Origin of the sequence: Flavobacterium ammonificans (assembly GCF_020886115.1) — a bacterium.
In the GTDB taxonomy this organism is placed as follows: domain Bacteria; phylum Bacteroidota; class Bacteroidia; order Flavobacteriales; family Flavobacteriaceae; genus Flavobacterium; species Flavobacterium ammonificans.
The window spans coordinates 2,063,825-2,087,980 of the sequence record NZ_AP025185.1 but is presented as its reverse complement, the minus strand read 5'-3'; the positions used below and the strand labels follow the sequence as shown (position 1 = coordinate 2,087,980).

Here is a 24,156-nt window from a genome sequence, read left to right as displayed (position 1 = left end):
CGTTTGAAGTTCAATGTTTAAAGTTCAAGGTTACAACCTTAAACTAAAAAAACTTGAAACCTTAAACAATAATCTTAAGGTGGTTATTGCGGCGGGGCTCACCTCTTCCCATCCCGAACAGAGTAGTTAAGCCCGCCTGCGCAGATGGTACTGCAGTTATGTGGGAGAGTATGTCGTCGCCTTTCTTTTTAAAACCCTGTTTCTAACGAAACGGGGTTTTTGTTTTATACCTGAAGCCTACTGGGCTTCCTCCTCTTAAAATCAAATGTCGCCTTTAGCTTCGCTCAGTCGGGCATAGCCCTCAAGTCTTTTAAAAACCCTGTTTCTAACGAAACGGGGTTTTTTGTTTTAAAATGATTGTGTTTTGTTATAGAATACAAACGTCTTTAGTAGCCCCGATAGAAGCTAGCTACCTTGTAGCGCGGATAGCGGGACAGTTCATGTTCCGGTACTACAACTGCTGCTCTTATAAAGTAATGGAATAGGCTCTCTAGAGTGGGAAAACTTTTGTAACTTTAGTACTTTACTCTATGCTATGATGCCTACCACTATTGTTGATCAACACCAAATTCTACAACGCTACCAACCGATGGTTGCTACTACTCATAAAGGGAGGCAAGGACATGTGTTGTTAGTAGGAGGGAGTTATGGTAAGATGGGTTCGGTTTGTTTGTCGGCTAAAGCGGCGATGAAGTCGGGCTGTGGATTGGTCACTGCTTTTATTCCTCAATGTGGTTATGAGATTGTACAAATAGCGGTACCTGAAGTCATGGTGTTGACGGATGTTCAAGACCATTGTATATCGGTAATTCATTTTGATATAGTGCCTAATGCTATTGGTATTGGTCCTGGTTTGGGTCAAGATGCCATTACGCAACAGGGATTGTATGAATTTTTGAAAACGAATACCATTCCTCTAGTTCTTGATGCGGATGCGTTGAATATTTTGGCATTGCATCCGGATTGGTTGTCTTTGCTGGCTCCTAAAACAATTGTCACGCCACATCTAAAAGAATTGGAACGTTTGATTGGGAAATGGAATTCGGAAGCCGAACTGTTTGAAAAAACAATTGCTTTTTCTAAAAAATACCAATTGATTGTTGTGATGAAAGGGGCTCCCACGCATTGTATTGATGGCGATTTGGTTTATAAAAATACCACAGGCAATTCGGCTTTGGCTACGGCGGGTAGTGGCGATGTGTTGACGGGAATGATTACTAGTTTATTGGCACAGTCGTATGAACCCATCGACGCGGCACTTTTAGGGGTGTGTCTTCACGGATTGACGGCAGACATTGCCTTGCATGAAACAGGTTATCAATCGTTTATCGCTTCGGATATCATTTCGTATTTAGGGAAAGCGTATTTGAGTTTGGGTCTGTAATTATGCAATTACTTTTTCCAAGACCATAAACTCCAAAGGTTCTTGTGTTATTGGATTGAAAACGTCGCTCACAGGGAAAGGCTCTCTGGCTCCTGTATCCACATATCCATTTCGTTTGTACCAGGCAATCAATTCTTCACGTACTGTAATTACAGTCATGATTATTTTTGGCAGGCGTATTGCAGCGGCGAAAACTTCGGCTTGATGCAATAATTTTTTTCCGATACCACTATTTTGCAAGTCAGGAGAAACAGTTAGCATTCCTAAATACAGTTCGTTTGCTTTGACTTTTAAAAGTACACAACCTATTATTTTACCGTTGTCCGAATATTTTAGAATGGTGTTGGAAGCGTCTAGAATGATGTCAAGTAGTTCAGCTTCAGTGGTTCGACCACCTTCCAAAAGATGGGCTTCGGTAGTCCAGCCTTTTTTGGAAAACTCGCCACGATAAGCCGAATTGATTAGTGTATTTAAAGAGGCAATGTCTTCTGCTACTGCTTTTGCAATCATACTATAGTTTTTACTTAGAATCTATCGAGTGTAAATTTCGGAATTTTATCCCAAATAGGCTTTCAACTCTTCGTAAGTTTTGATTTTGGTTCTTACTTTTTCTTTTCCTAAGACACTTTCGATTTGTGGTGGAATAGGCAATTTTACATTCAGCGCCGGTTCTACCACATCTAAAAACTTGATAGGATGCGCGGTTTCTAAGAATATTCCAATCGCATCCGAATGGTTTTCTAATTCTTTTTTCAATCCTAAATAACCTACAGCGCCATGCGGTTCAGCTATATATCCATTGGTAGTGTAAATGGTTTTCATTGCTTCCAAAGTGGCTTCGTCTGAAAAAGTATAGGAAGAAAAATCGGTTTTGAATTGCTCCAAATCGTTCTGATACATTTCTTGGATTCGGATGAAATTACTTGGGTTACCCACATCCATAGCATTAGAAATCGTAGCGATAGATGGTTTTGGGTCGTAAATTCCATTGATTAAAAATCTTGGAACCGTATCGTTTACATTCGTAGATGCTACAAAGTGCTGTACCGGTAATCCCATTTTTTTAGCAATGATACCGGCACAAATATTTCCGAAATTACCACTTGGGCAAGAGAATACTAAGGGTTTTTTTTGGCTTTTCAATGCTTTGTAAGCAAAGAAGAAATAAAACATTTGCGGTAACCAACGGGCAATATTAATGGAATTGGCTGAAGTTAAATTGTGATGTTTCAGACTTTCGTCCAAAAACGCTTTTTTGACCATGTCTTGGCAATTATCGAAAACGCCATCCACTTCTAAGGCTTTGATGTTTTGTCCCAAAGTAGTCAATTGTCTTTCTTGAATGTCGCTTACTTTTCCTGAAGGATAAAGTATAATTACATCTACACCTTCCACACCAAGAAAACCACTTGCTACGGCTCCTCCTGTATCTCCAGAAGTAGCGACTAAAACGGTATTTTTTGCGGTCTTGTCATTGCGATTGAAATAACCCAAAAAACGTGACATAAATCGCGCTCCCACATCCTTAAACGCCATTGTTGGACCATGAAATAATTCTAAGGAATAAATTCCTTTTTCTACTTCGACCACCGGAAAATCAAAACACAAGGTTTCTTTAATAATAGCTCGAAGTTCGGTTTCAGGAATCTCATCGCCTACAAATTGTTGTATAGCTTGAAAAGCAATTTCTTCGTTGCTTTGATTTTCGATGGTATCAAAAAAGGCTGCAGGTAATGGGGTAATGTTTTCTGGAAAATACAATCCTCTATCGGTTGCTAATCCTTGTATAACAGCTTCTTCGAAAGAAACTTTAGGTGCGTTATGGTTTAAACTGTAATATTTCATTTGATTTTAGATTGAAGATTGTGGATTAACGATTTTTGATTTTTTAGTAACTTGGGTTACATCTGCAATCAAAAATCGTTAATCAGAAATCTTAAATAATTTTTATAGTATTTTAACTCCTTCTGAATTCACTTTGGATACATGAATTTCATAAGGTAAGTTGATCGCGTCATATACCGCACTCATGGCTTTGGCGATTTTTTCGGCGGTTGCCGCTCCTTTGCTTAACGCAAAAATCGAAGGACCTGAACCGGATATTCCTGACCCTAGCGCGCCATTTTCAAGAGCAGCTTGTTTGATTAAATCAAATCCTGGAATAAGAACACTTCGTAACGGTTCTACAATTTCATCGTGTAAGGAACGACCAATTAAATCGTAATCTTGGGTGTACAATCCCGCGATTAATCCGCCCACATTTCCCCATTGCATGATAGCACTTTTTAAAGAAACGGTTTGTTTCAATACCGAACGCGCATCCGAAGTTTTTAATTCAATTTGTGGATGTACTACTGTCGCATACAATTCGGATGGACTTTCTATTTTGATAATATCCAAAGGGCTGTAGCTTCTTACCAAGGTAAAACCACCCAAAAGGGCAGGAGCTACGTTATCGGCATGTGCATTGCCACAGGCTAATTTTTCGCCTTGCATGGCAAACTGCACTAAATCTTTGGTAGAATAGGGATATCCTAACAAGGCATTGATTCCAAAAACAGCTCCAGCCGAACTTGCCGCACTACTACCAATTCCGCTACCTGCTTTGATGTTTTTATAAATCTCAATCTCAAAACCAAAGTCAGTGTTCACCGTTTCTAATAATGCCAATCCGGCTACTCCTGAAACATTGTTTTCGGTTTCCAAAGGCAAGTCAGCCCCAATAATTTTAGTAATTCGAATCCCTTTTTGAGCTGATTTCCGAATCACCATTTCGTCACCTACATTGTCAAGACAAAGGCCTAAAACGTCGAATCCACAAGACAGGTTAGCAATGGTTGCTGGGCAAAATAGTTTTATTTCATTCATAATTCATTGCGAGGCACGAAGCAATCTCATTTTATGTTTTACATTTTTTTTGCCACGAAGGCACAAAGACACTAAGTTTTTTTTGTTTCAGGTTTAAAGTTTAAAGTTATCTCGAAACTAGCAACTTTATATATGAACCTATATTTTATACATTTCCAATTCCCCCTTCGGGGGTTAGGGGGCTTTTATACGTTTCCAATTCGGATAACATCAGCAAATATTCCTGAAGCCGTTACCGCAGCACCAGCACCAGCACCTTTGATTAATAAAGGTTGGTCCACATAACGATCGGTGTAAAACAATACGATATTGTCTTTTCCTTCTAAATTGTAAAAAGGATGGTCTTTCGGTATGAATTGCAAACCAACGCTTGCTTTCCCATTTTCAAATTGCGCCACATATTTCAAACGCGATTCTTTGCTTTGGGCTTCCTTATACAATGCATCAAAATGTGCTGCATGTTTTTGCAATGACGAAAAGAAGGCTTCATTTGATGTTGTTTCCAAACATTCCGATGGCATAAACGATTCGTTAGCAATAGATTCAATATCCATTTGGTAACCGCTTTCGCGAATTAATATTAGGATTTTTCGAGCTACGTCAATTCCGCTCAAATCAATTTTTGGATCAGGTTCAGTAAAGCCTTGTACTCCAGCTTCTTTCACCACATCGTGAAAAGAATTATTTTCGTCAAAATTATTGAAGATAAAATTCAAACTTCCGGATAAAACGGCTTGAATCTTATTTACTTTATCACCTGAAGCAATTAAGTTTTTTACAGTGTCAATAATAGGTAAACCCGCTCCAACATTCGTTTCAAATAAGAAAGGCGCATTGTATTGGCGGGATAGATTTTTTAAATTTTTGTAATTGTCGTAAGCCGATGAACAAGCAATTTTGTTACAAGTTACGACACCAACGCTTTGTTTTAAGAAATGTTCGTAGGTTTTTGAAACACTTTCGTTAGCTGTGATGTCAACAAAAATGCTGTTTCGTAGATTCAATTCTTTTACTTTAGCGATGAATAGGTCTTGGTTCGCCGTTTCTCCATTGTTCAAAACTGTTTGCCATTCTTTCAAAGAAATTCCGTCTTCGTCAAAGTGCATTTTTCTAGAATTAGATAAAGCAACAACTCTTACATTGATCTTAAGATTTTCTTTTAAGAATTTTTTCTGTTGGTGAATTTGCTCGATGAATTTCTCTCCAACATTTCCAACGCCCATTACAAATAGGTTCAATTGCTTTGTGTTTTCTTCAAAGAAGTTTTCGTGTAATGTATTTAATGCTTTTTTGACATCACGCTCATTGATTACCGCAGAAATATTTCTTTCGGAAGCACCTTGAGCAATAGCGCGAATGTTTACGTTGTTTTTTCCTAAAGTACTGAACATCCTTCCGCTCAACCCTTGGTGGTTTTTCATATTTTCGCCTACCAATGCAATGATGCATAAGTTGTTCTCTACAATACAAGGATCGATTTTGTTTTGGGCAATTTCAATTTCAAAAGCTTTGTTGATGGCTATTTCTGCTGTTTCTGCATCTGAATTTAATATTCCGATACAAATAGAATGCTCCGAAGAAGCTTGTGTAATAAAAATCACGTTGATGTTTTCATGTGATAAGACCTCAAATAATCGTTTTGACGAACCTGAAACTCCCACCATTCCCGGACCTTCTAATGTTAGTAAGGCAATATTATCAATATGACTAATTCCTTTTACAGGATTGGTTTGCGAAATCACATCATTTGAAATATAAGTACCAATAGCTTCTGGCTCAAACGTATTTTTGATTAGAATTGGAATATTCTTTCTCAATACCGGTTGAATGGTTGGCGGGTACAATACTTTGGCACCAAAATGCGACAATTCCATCGCTTCTTGATACGAAATGGTAGCAATAGGTTGGGCTTGTTTTACAATTTTTGGATTGGCGGTAAACATGCCGTTGACGTCTGTCCAAATTTCTAAATCCGTTGCATTCAAAGCAGCTGCAATGATTGCTGCAGTATAATCCGATCCTCCACGTCCTAGAGTAGTTGGTATTTTGTCGGCAGTAGAAGCAATAAAACCAGGTAGTATTACCACTTGATTTTGGTTAGTAGCAAAAAAATCAGCCACCAATTTGTTGGTCGTTTCAAAGTCTACCACTGCTTTTCCAAAAGTAGCATTGGTTTTGATTAGTTCACGACTATCTGTATATCCATTATTTTTTTCTTTTTGTTTTAGTGCTTCCGCAATAATATAAGACGAAAGTAATTCGCCAAAACCTAAAATAGTATCTGAAGTTCTAGGAGAAAGTTCGCCCAAAAGGAAACAACCGTCTAATAAGGTTTCTAGATGATTGACAATTCTTTTTACATGGCTTAGTAAGCTACTTTGTTCGCTTACCGGAATTAATTCCTTTAAGGTATCTAAATGTTTCTTTTCAATCTCAGTTACAATTTCTTTATAATTTTCGTCATTCGAAGCCGCTTTTTGCGAAGCCAATTGTAATAAGTCGGTTACCTTACTTAAAGCCGAAACGACTACCACTAGTTTCTCGTGTTTTGTTTTTTCAGTAACTATAGTAAGGACTCGTTTTATATTTTGAGCATTGGCAACTGAAGTTCCGCCAAATTTTAATACTTTCATTGTGTGTGTTTTATTTTAAAATGCAATTATTTTCTATACTTCCATTAACTTTTCCCCTTTTAGAAAAAGTACTATATAGCAAGATTATATGTAAAATGTATACCCCTAAGGGGTAGTAGTTGTTGTAGTAGTAAATGTAACAGAAAACGCAACTTCAGTTGAAGTTGTTATTGTAGATGGATATGTAATTCTGTTGCTTTTCATTTGTTCCAAAGGTACTACATAATATTAGCTAGAAAAGGGAGAGCTTGATTTTTACGAATAGTTGAATTTAGCACTATTTATAATGGGTGATTTAATCAATCTCAAAAAAAATAGCTGTATTTATTGAATGCTAAGCTTATTTACTACTATTATTCTCTTTTAAATTAGTGTACTTTTAATCAAGAAAATGGGTAAATTTTATGTTTTTGGACGCTATCTCTATCTATACTTTATAATTGTATAGAAAGGATATTGTAAGTTATTAACTTAAAACTTAACACTGACTTAACGTTAGCCATATATAATAATCTAATTTTGCTAAAAAATAATATAAGATGTCGATAAACAGTTTTTTTCAGTTTTTAGTACCAAAAGACAAAAAGTTTTTCCCTCTATTTGAAGAGGCAACTACTAATTTAGTTCAATTGGCTTCGTATTTACATGAAGCAGTTAATTTGCCATTAAAAGAAAGAGAAGCTCTTTTTCAAAAGATTGATGAATTAGAACAAAAAGGTGAAGATATTACTCGCCAAACAAATCTTGAGTTGAGTAGAAATTTCATTACTCCATTTGATAGAGAAGATATCTATTCTCTTATTATTTCTATTGACAATGTTGCTGATAATCTTCAAGGTGCTGCAAGTAGAATGAGACTTTATCATGTAGATAAGATTACAAAATCAATCCGAAAGTTAACTGAAATTAACTTAGAAGCTTGTCAAAATATTGAATTGGCAGTTAGAGAGTTAAAAGATTTAAAGTCGGTTAAGAACATCACTAGCGCTTGTTCTAAGATAAGTAAGTTGGAAAACAAATCAGACGGTGTTTATAACAAAGCTGTATTTGAAATTTTTGAAAATGAAACGGATGCTATCAATGTAATTAAATACAAAGAAGTATTGTCTGTTTTAGAGTCAGCTACTGATAAATGTAAAAGTGTTGCTAGTGTTTTAGAATCAATTGCAGTAAAACATTCTTAATTAATTTCAGTTTACTGATATACATCTATGGATTTTACTTTATTAATTATTATCATATTGTTAGCATTAGTCTTTGATTATATCAATGGATTTCATGATGCTGCAAATTCTATTGCAACTATAGTTGCTACCAAAGTATTGACTCCTTTTCAAGCAGTTGTTTGGGCCGCTTTTTTTAATTTTTTAGCCTATTGGGTTTTTGGTTTTGGAGTTGCTAATACAGTAGCTAAGACTGCTAATCCAGATTATATTGATCTTTCAGTAATTTTAGCGGGTGTTATTGCGGCCATTATTTGGAATCTTTTTACTTGGTGGAAAGGAATTCCGTCTTCATCATCACATACCTTAATTGGAGGTTTTGCGGGAGCGGCAATAGCGCATGGTTTTAGAGGTGTTACTGATCCTGAACATGCAGGCTTTAAAATCGTAAATTGGTTGAAAGCAGCTAAAGAAGGAGAATTATTACCCTCTGGAGTATTAATCGTAATAATATTTATCGTTTTTGCTCCTCTGCTAGGAATGATTATTTCCTATTTTATCTCTCTTTGGTTGATGTATTCTTCCAAGAAAAATATCTATCCTAAGCTTCTAACCGTTTCATTGATGCTAATAGTGGCTTGGTTTTTATCTTTAGTCCTAGTTTTTGATTATGTGCCAGAAAAGGCTCTTTTTCATAATTCCTTTTGGTATTTTTTAAGTGAACCTCACAATATTAAATGGTTTTTGGTTGCTATAATTTTTTATAGTTTGGCAATTTTCAATTTATTTTTCAGTTCATTTTCTACGGCAAAAGCCGAAGCTATACTTAAGAAAATGCAATTACTGTCTTCTGCCGCTTTTAGTTTAGGCCATGGAGGAAATGATTCGCAAAAAGTGATGGGAATTATTGCAGCAGCCGTTACTGTATATGTAAATGCAAATCCGGGTTCTACTTTGTCTATTGCAGGAGTTTTGGACTTAAACATCGATATTGATAAAGGAATTATGCCAGGTTGGATTCCTTTGACTTGTTATTCTGTAATTGCTATTGGAACACTAAGTGGTGGTTGGAAAATTGTGAAAACAATGGGTTCTAAAATCACAAAAGTAAATGCTTTTGAAGGAGTAGTTGCTGAATCGGCTGGTGCGGTTACTTTATTTTTAACCGAGCACTTTAAAATACCGGTGTCTACGACCCATACTATTACCGGTTCTATCATTGGAGTTGGTGTAACTAAACGTGTTTCTGCAGTGCGCTGGGGTGTAACTGTTAGTTTACTTTGGGCATGGATATTGACCATTCCAGTTTCTGCTGTTTTAGCAGCTGTGACCTACTATGTTATCAATTTATTTTTGAATTAAATAGAACTTTATAATAAAAAAAAGCTGACTAATTAGTCAGCTTTTTTTATTTAAAGAAGTAGCAACTATTTAGTTGGTTCTTCTGTTTTGTGCACTCTTACAGTTAATTCTTCTGCGCCCTCTTCAATATCCATAAAGATTTCATCACCCAATCCTATTTTTGAAGTAATAATCTCTTCGGCTAAGGAATCTTCTACATATTTTTGAATCGCGCGTTTTAATGGTCTTGCGCCAAATTGTTTGTCAAAACCTTTATCGGCAATGAACTCTTTGGCTTTATCGGATAAAGATAGGGTATATCCTAAGTCGGTAATACGAGCACATAATTTCTTCAATTCAATTTCAATAATCAAATTGATATCGTGTTTCTCTAATGCATTGAAAACAATAACATCGTCAATACGATTTAAAAATTCTGGTGCGAATGTTTTCTTTAAAGCATTTTCAATAATACTTTTCGAATTATCATCGACTTGAGCAGTTCTAGCTGCCGTTCCAAAACCAACACCCTGACCGAAATCTTTTAATTGTCTTGCACCCACATTGGATGTCATTATGATGATAGTGTTTTTAAAGTCAATTTTACGGCCTAAACTATCGGTTAAGAATCCGTCATCCAATACTTGAAGTAACATGTTGAATACATCTGGATGCGCTTTCTCGATCTCGTCTAATAAGACTACGCAATACGGTTTTCTTCGTACTTTTTCAGTTAATTGTCCACCTTCTTCGTAACCCACGTATCCTGGAGGAGCACCAATTAATCTGGAAATCGCAAATTTCTCCATGTACTCGCTCATGTCGATACGCACTAAAGCGTCTTCTGAATCGAATAATTCTTTTGCAATTACTTTGGCTAATTGTGTTTTACCAACACCCGTTTGTCCCAAGAAGATAAAAGAACCAATTGGTCGATTAGGATCTTTTAACCCAGCACGATTTCTTTGAATAGAACGAGCAATTTTCAATACTGCTTCTTTTTGCCCAATTACCTTTCCTTCAATAAGTTCAGGAAGCTGAGCTAATTTATTACTTTCAGTCTGTGCAATTCGGTTTACTGGAATTCCTGTCATCATCGAAACCACGTCAGCCACATTGTCTTCCGTAACTTGAATACGGTTATTTTTCGATTCTTCTTCCCATTGTTCTTGGGCTATAGCCAAATCTTTTTCAATACGCTTTTCGTCATCACGAAGCTTGGCAGCTTCCTCGTATTTTTGTTTTTTAACGACTTCATTCTTTAATACACGCACATCTTCCAACTGACGTTCCAAATCCAAAATTTGCTTAGGAACTTCAATATTAGTAATGTGTACTCTTGAACCTGCTTCGTCTAGAGCATCAATCGCTTTGTCTGGTAAAAAACGTTCCGACATGTATCGGTCAGTTAATTTGACACAGGCTTCAATTGCTTCAGCTGTATAGGTTACATTATGATGGTCTTCGTATTTATTTTTGATATTGTTCAAAATGGTAATTGTTTCCGGAACCGAAGTAGGCTCCACAATTATCTTTTGAAAACGTCTCTCTAAAGCGCCGTCTTTTTCAATATACTGTCTGTATTCGTCTAAAGTAGTCGCTCCAATACATTGGATTTCGCCACGTGCCAAAGCAGGTTTAAACATATTGGAAGCGTCCAAAGAACCGGTAGCGCCTCCAGCACCAACAATGGTGTGTATTTCGTCAATAAAAAGAATGATGTCGTCATTTTTTTCTAGCTCGTTCATTACGGCTTTCATGCGTTCTTCAAACTGACCACGGTATTTGGTTCCGGCAACTAAACTCGCTAAATCCAAGGTAACCACACGTTTGTTGAACAAGATACGCGACACCTTTTTCTGAATAATTCGCAAAGCTAAACCTTCTGCAATAGCTGATTTTCCCACTCCAGGCTCTCCAATTAATAATGGATTGTTCTTCTTTCTACGGCTTAGAATTTGCGATACACGCTCAATTTCTTTTTCGCGACCTACAACTGGATCAAGCTTTCCTTCCTCAGCCATTTCCGTTAAATCTCTACCAAAGTTATCTAGAACAGGTGTTTTTGACTTCTTATTGGATTTATTAGAAGGCATATTGAAACTGCTTTCTTTCAGGCTGTCATCTTGTCCTGATTCGTCATTATACGACTCGTTTTTTGGCAAGTTTTCCATAAAATCATCTTCTGATGGAGTCATATTTACGTATTGTTCTTTAACTACATCATAGTCGATTTTCATCTTATTGAGTAGTTTGGTTGTTGGATCGTTTTCATTTCGCAGGATGCACAAAAGCAAGTGTGCGGTACTGATAGAGGGGCTTTGAAATACTTTAGCCTCTAAAAATGTAGTTTTTAAAGCTCTTTCCGCTTGGCGTGTCAGGTGCAAGTTTTTCTTGTCGAGATTAAGATCACTAGTTGGATTTGCAGGGCTTAAAATTTCTACTTTTCTGCGTAAGTGATTTAAATCGACAGCCAAATTATTTAAAATTTGAATTGCTTTGCCATTTCCATCGCGAAGTATTCCTAACATAAGATGCTCTGTGCCAATAAAATCATGGCTTAAGCGTAAGGCTTCTTCTTTGCTGTACGTAATAACATCTTTTACTCTCGGTGAAAAATTATCATCCATATGTATCTATTTGATAGTGTAAATTTAAGTAATTGAGGTTTCAAAAACAAATATCATTCCGTAACCAACGGCTGTCAGCTAATTGACAAAAAAAATACCAAAAAAACTCAAAAGAGCTTCCTATTTTATTAACTAAATTACCTTTAAAACTTGTTAATAAATCATTGAAATAAGTAGCGTAAATTAGTTCTAAAAATTTCAAATATCCGTATATTGGCACGTTTGAAACTAATATAATTTTTTAATATAATAACTTATGTCTGAAGGAGAAAAGTTAATTCCTATTAACATAGAAGATGAAATGAAATCAGCTTACATCGATTATTCGATGTCGGTAATTGTATCAAGAGCACTTCCAGATGTTAGAGACGGTTTAAAACCGGTGCATCGAAGAGTACTTTATGGAATGTATGATTTAGGAGTTTTTTCAAATAAAGCCCACAAAAAATCCGCAAGAATTGTTGGAGAAGTTTTAGGTAAGTACCACCCTCATGGTGACACCTCTGTTTATGACGCTATGGTGCGTATGGCTCAAGAATGGAGTATGCGTTATTTATTAGTTGATGGACAAGGTAACTTTGGTTCTGTCGATGGTGATAGTCCAGCAGCAATGCGTTATACTGAGGCTAGAATGCGTAAGATTTCGGAAGAAATTATGGCTGATATCGAAAAAGAGACAGTGGACTTTCAACTGAACTTTGACGATACCTTGTATGAGCCGAAAGTAATGCCAACACGAGTTCCTACCTTATTAATTAATGGAGCTACAGGTATTGCTGTAGGTATGGCAACCAATATGCCGCCGCACAATTTAACTGAAGTAATTAATGGAACCATTGCTTATATTGAGAATAACGATATTGAAATAGACGAATTAATCACTCATATTAAAGCGCCTGATTTCCCGACAGGTGGAATTATTTACGGATATGAAGGTGTTCGTGAAGCATTTAAAACAGGTCGTGGACGTGTCGTTATTCGTGCTAAAGTAGGTTTTGAAGAAGTTGATGGTAGAGAATCTATCATTGTGACTGAAATTCCGTACCAAGTGAATAAAGCAGATATGATCAAACGTACTGCTGATTTGGTAAACGAAAAGAAAATTGAAGGTATTGCCAATATTCGTGATGAATCGGATAGAAATGGTATGCGTATCGTGTATATCTTGAAACGTGATGCTACACCAAATGTAGTATTGAATACCTTATATAAGTATACCCAATTACAATCATCATTTAGTGTTAATAATATTGCCTTAGTAAAAGGGCGTCCAGAAACGTTGAATCTGAAAGATATGATTCATCATTTCGTAGAACACCGTCATGATGTGGTAATTCGTAGAACACAATTTGAATTACGAAAAGCAGAGGAAAGAGCCCATATTTTAGAAGGATTAATTATTGCTTCGGATAACATTGACGAAGTAATTGCTTTAATCAAAGCGTCTAAAAACACGGATGAAGCCAAAGAAAAATTAATCGAGAGATTCAAATTATCGGATATTCAAGCACGTGCTATTGTTGAAATGCGTTTACGTCAATTGACAGGTTTAGAGCAAGATAAATTGCGTGCTGAGTACGAAGAAATCATGAAGTTAATTGAGCATTTAAGAGCTTTATTAGCCGATGTGAATTTGAGAATTGCATTAATTAAAGAAGAGTTAATTGAAATCAGAGATAAATATGGTGATGAGCGTCGTTCTCAAATCGAATATTCTGGTGGAGATGTAAGTATTGAAGACTTAATTGCTGATGAAAATGTAGTGATTACTATTTCGCACGCAGGGTATATTAAGCGTACGAACTTGTCTGAGTACAAAACTCAAAATAGAGGAGGAGTAGGACAAAAAAGTGCTGGAACCCGTGACCAAGATTTCTTAGAACACATGTTTGTGGCTACGAATCACCAGTACATGATGTTCTTTACGCAAAAAGGAAAATGTTTCTGGATGCGTGTGTACGAAATTCCAGAAGGAAGTAAAACTGCTAAAGGAAGAGCGTTACAGAACTTAATCAACATTGAGTCAGATGATAAAGTGAAAGCATTTATCTGTACACAAGACTTGAAAGATAAAGAGTATGTAAGCAGTCATAATTTAGTAATGGTAACTAAACAAGGACAGGTAAAGAAAACGTCTTTAGAGAAATATTCTAAACCTCGAGTGAATGGTGTTGCTGCCATTACGATTAAAGAAGGCGACGAATTATTAGCGGCTCAATTAACCAACGGTGAGAGTCAAATTATTTTGGCTGTTAAATCTGGTAAATTAGTTCGTTTTGAAGAAACTAAAACCCGTCCAATGGGAAGAACAGCTTCTGGAGTTCGTGGTATTACTTTAAAAGATGACAAAGACGAAGTAATCGGAATGGTAACGGTAAACGATATGAGCAGCGAAATTTTAGTTGTTGCTGAAAATGGTTACGGTAAACGTTCTAGCCTAGATGAGTACAGAATCACGAATCGTGGAGGAAAAGGGGTGAAAACCTTGAATATTACTGAGAAAACAGGTCAGTTGATCTCGATCAATGCTGTGACTGACAATGACGACTTGATGATTATCAACAAATCAGGATTGACTATCAGAATGGCAGTGGAAGATCTTCGTGTAATGGGACGTGCTACTCAAGGTGTTAAATTAATCAACATCAAAGGAAACGATTCTATTGCAGCGGTAACTAAAGTAATGAAAGACGATCCAGCTGAAATTGAATTAGACGAAGATGGCAATCCAATTGAAGTCGAAGTTATTGAAAGAGTGAAGCCTGTTCTAGAAGTACTAGAAGATGATGGCGCTGCAGATGACGACGATGAAGAAGACGAGGAAATCGAAGACGAAGAAGATATCGATGATACTGATGAAGACGATTCAGACGAATAATTAAAAACAAATTCAACCAAAAATTAAATTAGAATATTATGAAAAGTAAATATGTACTACTAGCATCAGCATTATTGATATCAGTTGCCACTTTTGCTCAAAAAGATCAAATTAAAGCAGCTGAAAAGGCTTTAAAAGCAGGAAATGCTCAAGAAGCAATTACTATTTTGCAAGGAGCAGAAGCTGCGTCAGCTGCAGCACCAGATGCTGAAAAAGCCCAGTTTCATTTTGTAAAGGCTAATGCTCATTTGGCTTTAGCTACTAAAAATGAGGATGTAGATACCAACCTTTCGGCTGCTGCCAAAGGATACCAAGAAGTAGTTTCAATTGAAAAAGCTTCTGGAAAAGACAAGTTCGCTGCTCAAGCTACTAAATCAATTATTGATGTTAAATACAAATTAATCAATGGCGCTATTGCAGATTCTAAAGCAGAAAAACATGCTTCAGGAGCAAAAAAACTATACGATGCATATCTGTTAGATAAAAGAGACACCATCAATTTGTATTATGCGGCATCGACTTTTGTAAATGCTAAAGAGTATGAGACTGCTTACAACGCTTACGATGAGCTTAAGAGATTAAACTATTCTGGAAAGGGAACCAATTATTATGCTGTTAACAAAGTTAATGGTGAAGAACAATTTTTCTCTACAGCGAAAGAGAGAGACCAAATGGTTAAACTTGGAACTCATGAAAAACCAAGAACAGAAGCAATTCCATCAAAAAGAGGTGAAATCTATAAAAATATGGCTTTGATTTTAGTTCAAAATGGAAAAATTGCTGAAGCTAAAAAAGCAGTTGCCGAAGCTAGAGTTACTAATCCAGATGATAAATCATTGATTTTGACTGAAGCTAATTTGTATTTAGATACTAAAGATTATGATACTTACAAAAAATTAATCACTGAGGTTTTGGCTCAAAGCCCAAATGATGCGGATTTAGTTTTTAACTTAGGAGTAATTAGTTACAATGCTAAGAATTTTGCTGAAGCTGAAACGTATTACAAAAGAGCTGTCGAAATTAAGCCAGATTATGTAAATGCGTATTTGAATTTAGCTATTTTGAAATTAGATGCTGATAAAAAATTATTTGATGAAATTCAAAAGTTAGGTAATTCGGAAAAAGATAATAAACGTTACGAAGTGCTAAAAAAACAAAGAGAGGCAGTATTTACTTCTGCTTTGCCTTATCTTGAAAAAGCCGCTGAGTTAGACGATACTAATGAAGAGGTTAAGTCAACCTTATTAAGTGTTTTCAGAGCATTAGAAATGACAGAAAAAGCTAAAGCGTTGAAAGCTAGAATGAAAAAATAGGCTTTAGATTTAAACCAAAAAAAAACCGAATTGAAAAATTCGGTTTTTTTATTTAAATTATTTTTTTGATTACTCTTAGTTTGTGTGTATGTTTTTGTGTTTCGGGATTGAATATTCCCAAGTGATCAAGGCGATCTACTCGAACTTTTCCGCTAGCGTGAATAATGTAATTGTTTTCCATTATAATTCCCACATGAATGATAGCACCTTCTTCGTTATCAAAGAAAGCCAAATCACCAGGTTCGCTTTCTTCAATAAAGCTTAAAGCATCGCCTTGAGTTGCTTGCTGCGAAGCATCTCTTGATAACCTGTAACCATTTAATTTATATACCATTTGCGTAAAACCAGAACAATCGATTCCAAAAGGTGTTTTTCCTCCCCATAAATAAGGTGCATTCAAATACATAAATGCGGTAGTGATTAGTTGGCTTTTATCCTGTATTCCGCTTATTTTGCTGCCATCAAAAACAAACTGCGAGGAGTTAATTTCGGAATGATCTAAAAATGAAAGCGATGCTCCTAAAGGAATAGGAAGCAAGGTATTATTTGGTGCTGAAATGTAATCAATCAAATCTGCATTTAATGTAATAGGTTCTTTTGAAAGTGTTTTGTAATCAGTTTCGCTAATAATTTGAAATTGTTTGAAGTCTACCCAACCTTCATAGTTGTCAAATTGCAGTCGGATTTTGCGCCATTGTTTTAGTTCTTCTACCACTTCAAAATGTTCACCAAACAAGACTTGAGAAACGATTTCGCTTCTGTCATTTGGTTCCGCTCGAAGTGGGATTATGGCTAGGTTACAAATTCCAAACATGGACAACTCTTTCTATTTTTGAGGTTACTTTTAGAGGCAATTTATGCTCTCTCAATTACTATGGCAGAAGCACCACCACCACCATTACAGATAGCAGCTGCTCCAATTTTACCATTATTTTGTTGTAATACATTCAATAAAGTCACAATGATTCTGGCTCCTGAACAACCCAACGGATGTCCTAATGAAACAGCACCACCATTAACATTCATTTTATTCAAATCAATATTTAATAATTTGGCATTAGCCAAACCTACAACAGAAAAAGCTTCGTTAAATTCAAAATAATCTACATCTTCAATTGAAAGATTAGCCTTCTTAAGTGCTTTTGGTAATGCTAAAGCTGGACTCGTTGTAAACCATTTAGGTTCCTGAGCAGCATCGGCATAGGAAAGAATATACGCTAGAGGTTGAAAACCCAAAGCAATTGCTTTTTCCTCACTCATGATTACCAATGCAGCTGCTCCATCATTAATTGTTGAGGCATTTGCAGCAGTAACAGTTCCTTCTTTAGTAAAAGCAGGGTTTAAGCTACTAACTCTATCTAACTTCACATTGGTGTACTCTTCGTCTTTTGATACAATTACAGGCTCTCCTTTTCGTTGAGGCACAGCAACCGGAACTATTTCATTATCAAATTTCCCTGCTTCCCAAGCTTTAGCACTTTTCTCATAGGATTGAATTGCAAATTGGTCTTGTTCTTCTCTAGAAATTTTATGTTCTGAGGCACAAAGATCGGCACTCACACCCATAGCGTTGTTATCATAAGCATCAGTAAGTCCATCCTTTTGCATTCCATCAATTAAAGCATTTGGACCAAATTTAGTACCCGCTCTTAAATAAGTATAATGTGGGATAAGGCTCATGTTTTCCATTCCGCCTGCAACAATAATTTCAGCATCACCTGATTGAATGGATTGTGCAGCAAACATAACTGCTTTCATTCCTGAAGCACAAACTTTATTTACAGTAGTACAAGGAACCGAATTGGGTAAACCAGCAAATAGGGCTGCTTGTCTAGCTGGAGCTTGACCAACACCAGATTGAACTACATTTCCCATAAATACCTCGTCTACTAAATCAGGACTAAGGTTGATCTTCTCCAAAGCACCTTTGATTGCTACTGCACCTAGTTGAGATGCGCTTACGGTGGACAAACTTCCCATAAAACTTCCCATAGGGGTACGAGTGGCAGCAACAATTACGACTCTTTTATTCATAATATTTAGAATTTAGATGATAAGCAAATTTAATCTTTTTTATGCAATTTCAAATGGTGATTATAGTATTCTGATTTAAATGATTTTGATTGTAGCTAGTATGTTGATTGTGAACTCATTTAACGACAATTAAAAAATAAAAAGAAAAAAAACTTTAAAATAGTTGTGATTAATACAATGATGTGCTACATTTGCCACCGCAAAATAGGACAGGTTTCTTGAGCTTGGAGAGGTGCCAGAGTGGTAATGGAGCAGATTGCTAATCTGTCGACGAGCAATCGTCGCCAGGGTTCGAGTCCCTGTCTCTCCGCTTTTTAATTTTGCTTTTTCGGGGTGTAGCGTAGCCCGGTTATCGCGCCTGCTTTGGGAGCAGGAGGCCGCAGGTTCGAATCCTGCCACCCCGACAACAATAAGACTGGTCGCATAGCTCAGCTGGATAGAGCACCTGCCTTCTAAGCAGGCGGTCGAAGGTTCGAATCCTTCTGCGATCACATTACAAACCTACTGGAAACAGTAGGTTTTTTTGTTTTTGGTAGTTATTTTGTTATTAATTGTATTTTGGTTTCTTAAATTATATGATCCAATATATAGTTTGCACACTTATTTTTTCTTTTCCAATTGCTCTATAATCTTGGTGTAATTTTCAGGACCTACTTTTTTAGCAATAATTTTTTTGTCCTGATCCAAAAGATACATAACTGGAGTTTGTCTCACATTATACAAAGTTTGGAAATCAACATCTTCCTTGGTGTAATTCCCTGTAACTACGGGAGCAGGGTACACATTAATCCAACTGGATAGTTTTTCTTTTTCAATAAACTCTTTCCATTTTGCCATTTCGTTCGTATTGTTGTTTATGGCAAAAACGACTACGCCTTTTTGCTTCCATTCGGTTTCATACAATTGAAGCATTTTTGGAATTTCGGTCGCACAATGTCCGCAAGTAGGATCCCAGAAGGCAACAACCGTATATTTAGCCTTAATATCGTATAAATCAATTCGTTTTTGATCTTGAGTTAGCATGAATAGGTTTTTACCTTTATCGCCAATTAAATTATCCTTGATACTCGATACTTTAAATTTGAAAAACTCTTTTTGTTTGAGTTGTAACCAAGGATATTCTTTGTTCTTAAAAAAGCTATTGTAAATATTAATAAATACTCGATCCATTCCCATGATTTTTGCTTCAGCATACAAATCAATGAAATGTAAACTCAGGTATTTAAATACTTCTCCATTGGGTTGGTCCGTTTGGTTTAAAATTTGTGTAATTTCCTGAGTTACTGCTTCAGGAGTAACAGGGATAAAGGTGTTGAAGTAGGTAGTGATTCGGTTTTCTAAAAAGGGATTGCGCAATAGTCGTGCGTCTTTAAAATTAATTCCATCAAAAAAATGCTTTTTTAAGTAAGCGATCGAGTCGGTTTTAGTAGCCAGTTTTTCTTCTTCGGCTTTGTTTAAAAAGTTGTCAATTGGTTGGCTCATACTGAACAAAAGCGCCATCGTATTTCCTGAATTAGTTTTGATATACTCATTTTTGAACAAGTTAATCTCTGCTTGAATTTTCTTTAAATCAGTAATTACGAATGCACTATCTTGTTTGGTCTTTTTATCGGCTAAGCTTTTTTCTAAGTTTTTGATAACTTCCATTTTAGTTCTAAAAAAGGAATTGAAATTAGCAAAATCTTGGTTCAAATTGGAATTACGTATCTCCAACGTTTTTTCGGTTGGATTGGTAACTTTGATGGCAAATTTTTGTTCATTGTCCATCAAAAACTCTAGATCTATCTTCTTGTCAGGTGTTACTAACATATAGATACCTTCAATGTATTTTTGGTCTTTTTTGAAGATTAATTTTCCGTCAGCTGTTCCTTTTACGGAATCTAACAAGGTTTGATATTTGCCGTAATGACTCGCTATATAATACATCTTATTAGCGTATTCCGGAGATTGAAATTCAATTTGGCTTGCAGGAATCGTCTTTTTGACTTGTGCAAAAAAAGAATTACTAAAGAGTAAAAAAAGTAAAGAGAATACGAGCGATTGGGTTTTCATAATTATCTAATTTTAACCAAAAATAAGTTTTTCTTATGGGTTTTACTTTATTGGAATCAAATTTAGTTCATACACGCTTAAAGAGTCAAAAATAATAAATACTTTTAACAGATAATTAATATTAAATTTTGCCATGCGAACTCTTTGGTCCTTATTTTTTTTGTTTTTTTTCTCAACAATAAACACCATTCATGCCCAGACTGATGAAACGATTGCAGATTCTTCTTTTGTGAATCTGAAAGACTATAGTGCTGATTTTGTTTACGATATGAAGTATGCAACGGCGGATAATTTTTTGAAAGCAAAAGTCTATGATTGTCCAGAATGTCTTTTACGTTTTAAAACAGTAAAAGCTTTAGTAAAAGCCAACGAGAAATTCATGAAAAAAGGGTATCGTATAAAGATTTATGACTGTTATCGTCCATTAGATATTCAAAAAAAAATGTGGCAAATTATACCCAATCCAGAATATGTCGCAAATCCTGCAAAAGGTTCGATTCACAATAGAGGAGGAGCAGTTGATATTACTTTAGTCGATAGTACTGGAGCAGAATTAGACATGGGAACATCATTTGATTTTTTTGGTCCAGAAGCGAGTCATTTCTATGAGAATCTTCCAGATGAAGTAAAACAGAATCGATTGCTTCTGAAAAAAATAATGAGAAAAAGTAATTTTATTTCTTTTGATTCTGAGTGGTGGCATTATAATGTAAAAAATGCTTCCAAGGAGAAGGTTTCTAATGCTAAATGGAATTGTGATTAATATAGGTTAATTTTTAATCACAAAGGTTTTCTAAGAAGGCACTAAGTTGCACAAAATTATCAGTTTAGTTTAGTCAAAACAGAACGCTTTTCATAAGGATATGATAGCATTTATAGTATTTCTTGATACTTTGAAAGGTGAAAAAATTTGCGAATTTGCGGTAATTATTTAATCACAGAGAATCCAAATAAGTCAAGCAGATGCTATTTTGAATAAGGGTTATTTATTCCGCACAGTGGATATTTTGCATAAAATAAGTTTCAGGTTCATATACCTCATTATTCATTTCTGATGTAAACTGTTTTTTGAGTATGTAATCTTCAACATCTGTCAGGAATTTAATACGCATTAGTGAAACAGGTGATTTTTTCAATTCCTCAAAACTATCTTTCATAAACATAAAAGTACCCGGAGTTATTCTGTTGTCAAAACCCTTATCATCTCGCAATACTGTCCCGCAATTTTCTTGATCAATATGCAATAAGGTTATTACTTTACCATTGTTTAATTGTAAGAAAATCTTAGAATCTTTATCAAAACAATTGGCTTTAATAAAGTCTTTACTCTTTTGAATAAGTTGCACATTTAATAAAGGCATTCCGTCAGATACAGCCAATGAAAAGAAAATATAATTAGATGTTCCTGCAAAATTTTTCTCTGCAATAATATATTCTTTGGTCGTTTTATATGTTCCAATAGAATCGGTTACATTAGTAGTGTATTCGCATGGTTTTTGAGCAAAAATTGCTGAACTGATTAGGGAAAGGGCAAGTAATAATAGGTTTTTCATGGTTATTGTAATTTGTTGCAAAGTAAAACTATTTTATCATTATTCATATCGGTTGTAAAAAAACAATAGGAATCTCCACCGTCTTTTATTTTCCATTTTTTTCGAATGTTTTCTACAGTTTCAGGAAAGTTGCGAGTTGTGAGGTTGAGTTTTGAATTTTCGAGATGAATTTTTATTTCTTTTTTTGTGTAGGGAATAATATGCTGTATTTCAAAAATACGTCCAGGAAAATTGAATACTTCATTTGAGGTATACAAATGTGAATGTTTGTGTAATTTATCAAGTTGGTACTGCGAACTAATTTCATTGAAACCGCCTGATTTCATGATGGCACTATTGGGCTCGAATAAGTAGCGTTTTGGTAATGAATATTTAGCATCGGCACTATCCTGGTCAAGAATAAATTCAAAAGTGATATCTCCTTCTTTTGTAAGATTTACCGTTTTGATGCTAATAGCACCGGAGTAATTTTTATGTAATTCCCAAAGCAACTCTTTAACTTCATTTTCCAGAGCCACAATATGAATTGTTTTTACATTTTGTAGTTCTGATAGACCTGCTGCTAGATCTAATAATGGAGCGGTTTTTATTAAAATAGCCTCTGATTTTTCAAAATACAAATCTAAATTTTCAGGTACATTTGGTAAACAGTCTTTTAGCATGAATACTTTGCCTTTGGCATCATTGCGTCGAGAAGGATCGATGTAGATCCAATCCCATTTTTCAGTAGTCGTTTGTAAAGTAGTTAAGCTATCACCCGCTATGCAGTCAATATTAGTAACTCCTAATTGTTTAAAATTGTGTTTGACAACCTCTGATAAATCTGAATTGATTTCGCAGTGAGTCACACTTTTCATCGTATTGGCAAAGTAATAATCATCTACCCCAAAACCACCCGTAAGGTCAATTAAACTTGAGCCATTTAGCAAACCCGACTTGTATTCGGCTGTTCTTTCTGAGGAAGTTTGTTCAACAGATATTTTAGATGGGTACAGGATGTTAGCCGTGTTAAACCAAGTGGGTAGCTTTGTTCTTGCTTTTGCTTTCGCTTCAATTTGGTTTACAATAGTAATCCATTCAATATCTGGAAATGGATTTTTTTGAAGGGCTAATTGAGGAATTGAAACTCCTAATTGGCTATCAATGAATTGCTGTATTTCAGGGTTTAAAATTTTGAAATCCAAGATTATATGTTTTTGGTAATAAGCTGAATAACAACATTATTAGGAAAAAATTCTTTACCAATAACCTTTAAAATCGTGTACAAAGGAACTGCGATAACCATTCCCAAAATACCAGATATAAAACCAGCAATTAAAATAACTAAGAAAATTTCTAAGGGATGCGAGCTGACACTTTTAGAAAAAATTATGGGTTGGGATAAATTATTGTCAATTAATTGCACTATCCAAAAGCCAATCAAAATGTAGATAGTTGTGGGTAATGTTTCTGTTTGAAAATCATTTCCTAAATGACTAATCATAGTTAAAATCGCAGCGATTATTGACGCAATTAACGGACCTATGTAAGGAATGATATTGAGTACCGCACACAAAAATGCAATTATAAACGCATTCGAAATCCCAAAGATGGACAACACAATTAAATACAAAATAAAAACGATTCCTAGTTGTAATAACAAGCCAATAAAGTAGCGAGACAACAAATGATTGATTTTATCTAAGGAATTTAGAATAGGCTCTTCGTGGGTATCCGGTATTAATTTTTTTAGGTTTTCAATAAAGTGAACTTTGTCTTTCATAAAGAAGAAAGTGATAAAAAATACCGAAGCCAATCCAACTCCAAAACTTCCAATTGTATTGAGAATAGTATTTAATAATTCGGGTACGAAATTGAAGTCTATTTTTGAACTAATATCGGTTTCACTTAAAAATCGAGCCGAATCAATGTTATGATTGTCTAAAAACACGACTATTTGATGCAGAAGTTGGTCAATGTTTTGCTCTATTTTTGCAGTATTGAGTAAAGATAAACTTTCACTTTGTGATAAAATCAAAGGAATAAATAAAGAAATAAATCCTACGAATAAAAGAAAAAAGAAAACTAATGTTGTGACTGATGCTACTACATTCGGAAATTTCAAACGTGTTTGTAGAAAACTCATGATTGGTTTTCCAATCAATGTTAAAATTAGCGAAACAATCAAATAAATAAGTACCGCTTGAATTTGGTATAAAAAATATAGTGAGATAGCAATCAATACTAAAAAACCTATAGATCTTAAAATTCCGTTTGCAATTGTTTTAGATGTAATCATTGGGCAGTAGTAGGTTTGAAAAGCTATTA

17 protein-coding genes, 3 tRNA genes and 1 rRNA gene are annotated in these 24,156 nt (G+C 35.3%); 10 read left to right on the top strand and 11 right to left on the bottom strand.

What is annotated here, in order from left to right:
- Window positions 1-75: 75 nt before the first annotated feature.
- Window positions 76-185 (top strand): 5S ribosomal RNA (gene rrf / locus LPC20_RS09260).
- 350 nt (window positions 186-535) lie between these two features.
- Complete coding sequence (locus tag LPC20_RS09255) at window positions 536-1,384, top strand: NAD(P)H-hydrate dehydratase (RefSeq protein WP_229324725.1); 849 nt, start codon at window positions 536-538, stop codon at window positions 1,382-1,384.
- Here LPC20_RS09255 and LPC20_RS09250 read toward each other — a convergent pair whose 3' ends face one another.
- The 4 genes from LPC20_RS09250 to thrA form a co-directional block, all read right to left on the bottom strand.
- The gene (locus LPC20_RS09250; protein WP_229324723.1) at window positions 1,385-1,894 is read right to left on the bottom strand and encodes a GNAT family N-acetyltransferase; all 510 of its coding nucleotides are present in this window, start codon (window positions 1,892-1,894) and stop codon (window positions 1,385-1,387) included.
- Between the two features lie 45 nt (window positions 1,895-1,939).
- The gene (gene thrC / locus LPC20_RS09245; protein WP_229324721.1) at window positions 1,940-3,229 is read right to left on the bottom strand and encodes a threonine synthase; all 1,290 of its coding nucleotides are present in this window, start codon (window positions 3,227-3,229) and stop codon (window positions 1,940-1,942) included.
- Window positions 3,230-3,331: 102 nt separating this feature from the next.
- The gene (locus tag LPC20_RS09240) at window positions 3,332-4,252 is read right to left on the bottom strand and encodes a homoserine kinase (protein ID WP_229324719.1); all 921 of its coding nucleotides are present in this window, start codon (window positions 4,250-4,252) and stop codon (window positions 3,332-3,334) included.
- 185 nt (window positions 4,253-4,437) lie between these two features.
- On the bottom strand, window positions 4,438-6,885 hold the full coding sequence (gene thrA / locus LPC20_RS09235) for a bifunctional aspartate kinase/homoserine dehydrogenase I (RefSeq protein ID WP_229324717.1): 2,448 nt from the start codon (window positions 6,883-6,885) through the stop codon (window positions 4,438-4,440).
- Window positions 6,886-7,424: 539 nt separating this feature from the next.
- Here thrA and LPC20_RS09230 point away from each other — a divergent pair.
- Both LPC20_RS09230 and LPC20_RS09225 read left to right on the top strand, forming a co-directional pair.
- Window positions 7,425-8,069, top strand: a complete 645-nt coding sequence (locus LPC20_RS09230) for a DUF47 domain-containing protein (RefSeq protein ID WP_229324715.1) — start codon at window positions 7,425-7,427, stop codon at window positions 8,067-8,069.
- A gap of 27 nt (window positions 8,070-8,096) precedes the next feature.
- Entirely contained in the window at window positions 8,097-9,410 is a 1,314-nt protein-coding gene (locus LPC20_RS09225) for an inorganic phosphate transporter (RefSeq protein ID WP_229324713.1), read from the top strand.
- Window positions 9,411-9,475: 65 nt separating this feature from the next.
- Here LPC20_RS09225 and LPC20_RS09220 read toward each other — a convergent pair whose 3' ends face one another.
- On the bottom strand, window positions 9,476-12,019 hold the full coding sequence (locus LPC20_RS09220; protein WP_229324711.1) for an ATP-dependent Clp protease ATP-binding subunit: 2,544 nt from the start codon (window positions 12,017-12,019) through the stop codon (window positions 9,476-9,478).
- A 256-nt stretch (window positions 12,020-12,275) separates the two neighbouring features.
- Here LPC20_RS09220 and gyrA point away from each other — a divergent pair, with 256 nt between their 5' ends.
- Both gyrA and LPC20_RS09210 read left to right on the top strand, forming a co-directional pair.
- Entirely contained in the window at window positions 12,276-14,897 is a 2,622-nt protein-coding gene (gene gyrA / locus LPC20_RS09215; RefSeq protein WP_229324709.1) for a DNA gyrase subunit A, read from the top strand.
- A gap of 38 nt (window positions 14,898-14,935) precedes the next feature.
- Window positions 14,936-16,210 (top strand): tetratricopeptide repeat protein, encoded by a 1,275-nt coding sequence (locus LPC20_RS09210; RefSeq protein ID WP_229324708.1) that lies wholly within the window; start codon window positions 14,936-14,938, stop codon window positions 16,208-16,210.
- Between the two features lie 52 nt (window positions 16,211-16,262).
- Here LPC20_RS09210 and LPC20_RS09205 read toward each other — a convergent pair whose 3' ends face one another.
- Both LPC20_RS09205 and LPC20_RS09200 read right to left on the bottom strand, forming a co-directional pair.
- Window positions 16,263-17,024, bottom strand: a complete 762-nt coding sequence (locus LPC20_RS09205) for a C40 family peptidase (RefSeq protein WP_229324706.1) — start codon at window positions 17,022-17,024, stop codon at window positions 16,263-16,265.
- A gap of 41 nt (window positions 17,025-17,065) precedes the next feature.
- Window positions 17,066-18,244, bottom strand: a complete 1,179-nt coding sequence (locus LPC20_RS09200; protein ID WP_229324704.1) for an acetyl-CoA C-acyltransferase — start codon at window positions 18,242-18,244, stop codon at window positions 17,066-17,068.
- A gap of 226 nt (window positions 18,245-18,470) precedes the next feature.
- On the opposite strand from LPC20_RS09200, the gene LPC20_RS09195 reads away from it, so the two are divergent.
- From LPC20_RS09195 to LPC20_RS09185, 3 genes are all read left to right on the top strand, one after another.
- A tRNA-Ser gene (locus LPC20_RS09195) sits at window positions 18,471-18,554 on the top strand.
- A gap of 19 nt (window positions 18,555-18,573) precedes the next feature.
- A tRNA-Pro gene (locus LPC20_RS09190) sits at window positions 18,574-18,648 on the top strand.
- A gap of 13 nt (window positions 18,649-18,661) precedes the next feature.
- Window positions 18,662-18,735 (top strand) — tRNA-Arg (locus LPC20_RS09185).
- A gap of 109 nt (window positions 18,736-18,844) precedes the next feature.
- Here LPC20_RS09185 and LPC20_RS09180 read toward each other — a convergent pair.
- A complete protein-coding gene (locus tag LPC20_RS09180; protein WP_229324702.1) occupies window positions 18,845-20,296 on the bottom strand; it encodes a redoxin domain-containing protein in 1,452 nt (483 codons plus the stop codon).
- Between the two features lie 133 nt (window positions 20,297-20,429).
- Between LPC20_RS09180 and ddpX the strand changes: the two genes are divergently transcribed.
- Complete coding sequence (gene ddpX, locus LPC20_RS09175; RefSeq protein ID WP_229324700.1) at window positions 20,430-21,059, top strand: D-alanyl-D-alanine dipeptidase; 630 nt, start codon at window positions 20,430-20,432, stop codon at window positions 21,057-21,059.
- Between the two features lie 223 nt (window positions 21,060-21,282).
- Here ddpX and LPC20_RS09170 read toward each other — a convergent pair whose 3' ends face one another.
- The 3 genes from LPC20_RS09170 to LPC20_RS09160 are packed head-to-tail and all read right to left on the bottom strand — an operon-like array spanning window position 21,283 to window position 24,127.
- Window positions 21,283-21,849: a hypothetical protein gene (locus LPC20_RS09170; RefSeq protein WP_229324698.1), complete on the bottom strand. Its 567-nt coding sequence runs from the start codon at window positions 21,847-21,849 to the stop codon at window positions 21,283-21,285.
- A gap of 2 nt (window positions 21,850-21,851) precedes the next feature.
- Window positions 21,852-23,033: a class I SAM-dependent methyltransferase gene (locus LPC20_RS09165; protein ID WP_229324696.1), complete on the bottom strand. Its 1,182-nt coding sequence runs from the start codon at window positions 23,031-23,033 to the stop codon at window positions 21,852-21,854.
- Window positions 23,034-23,035: 2 nt separating this feature from the next.
- The gene (locus LPC20_RS09160) at window positions 23,036-24,127 is read right to left on the bottom strand and encodes an AI-2E family transporter (protein WP_229324694.1); all 1,092 of its coding nucleotides are present in this window, start codon (window positions 24,125-24,127) and stop codon (window positions 23,036-23,038) included.
- Window positions 24,128-24,156 lie beyond the last annotated feature (29 nt).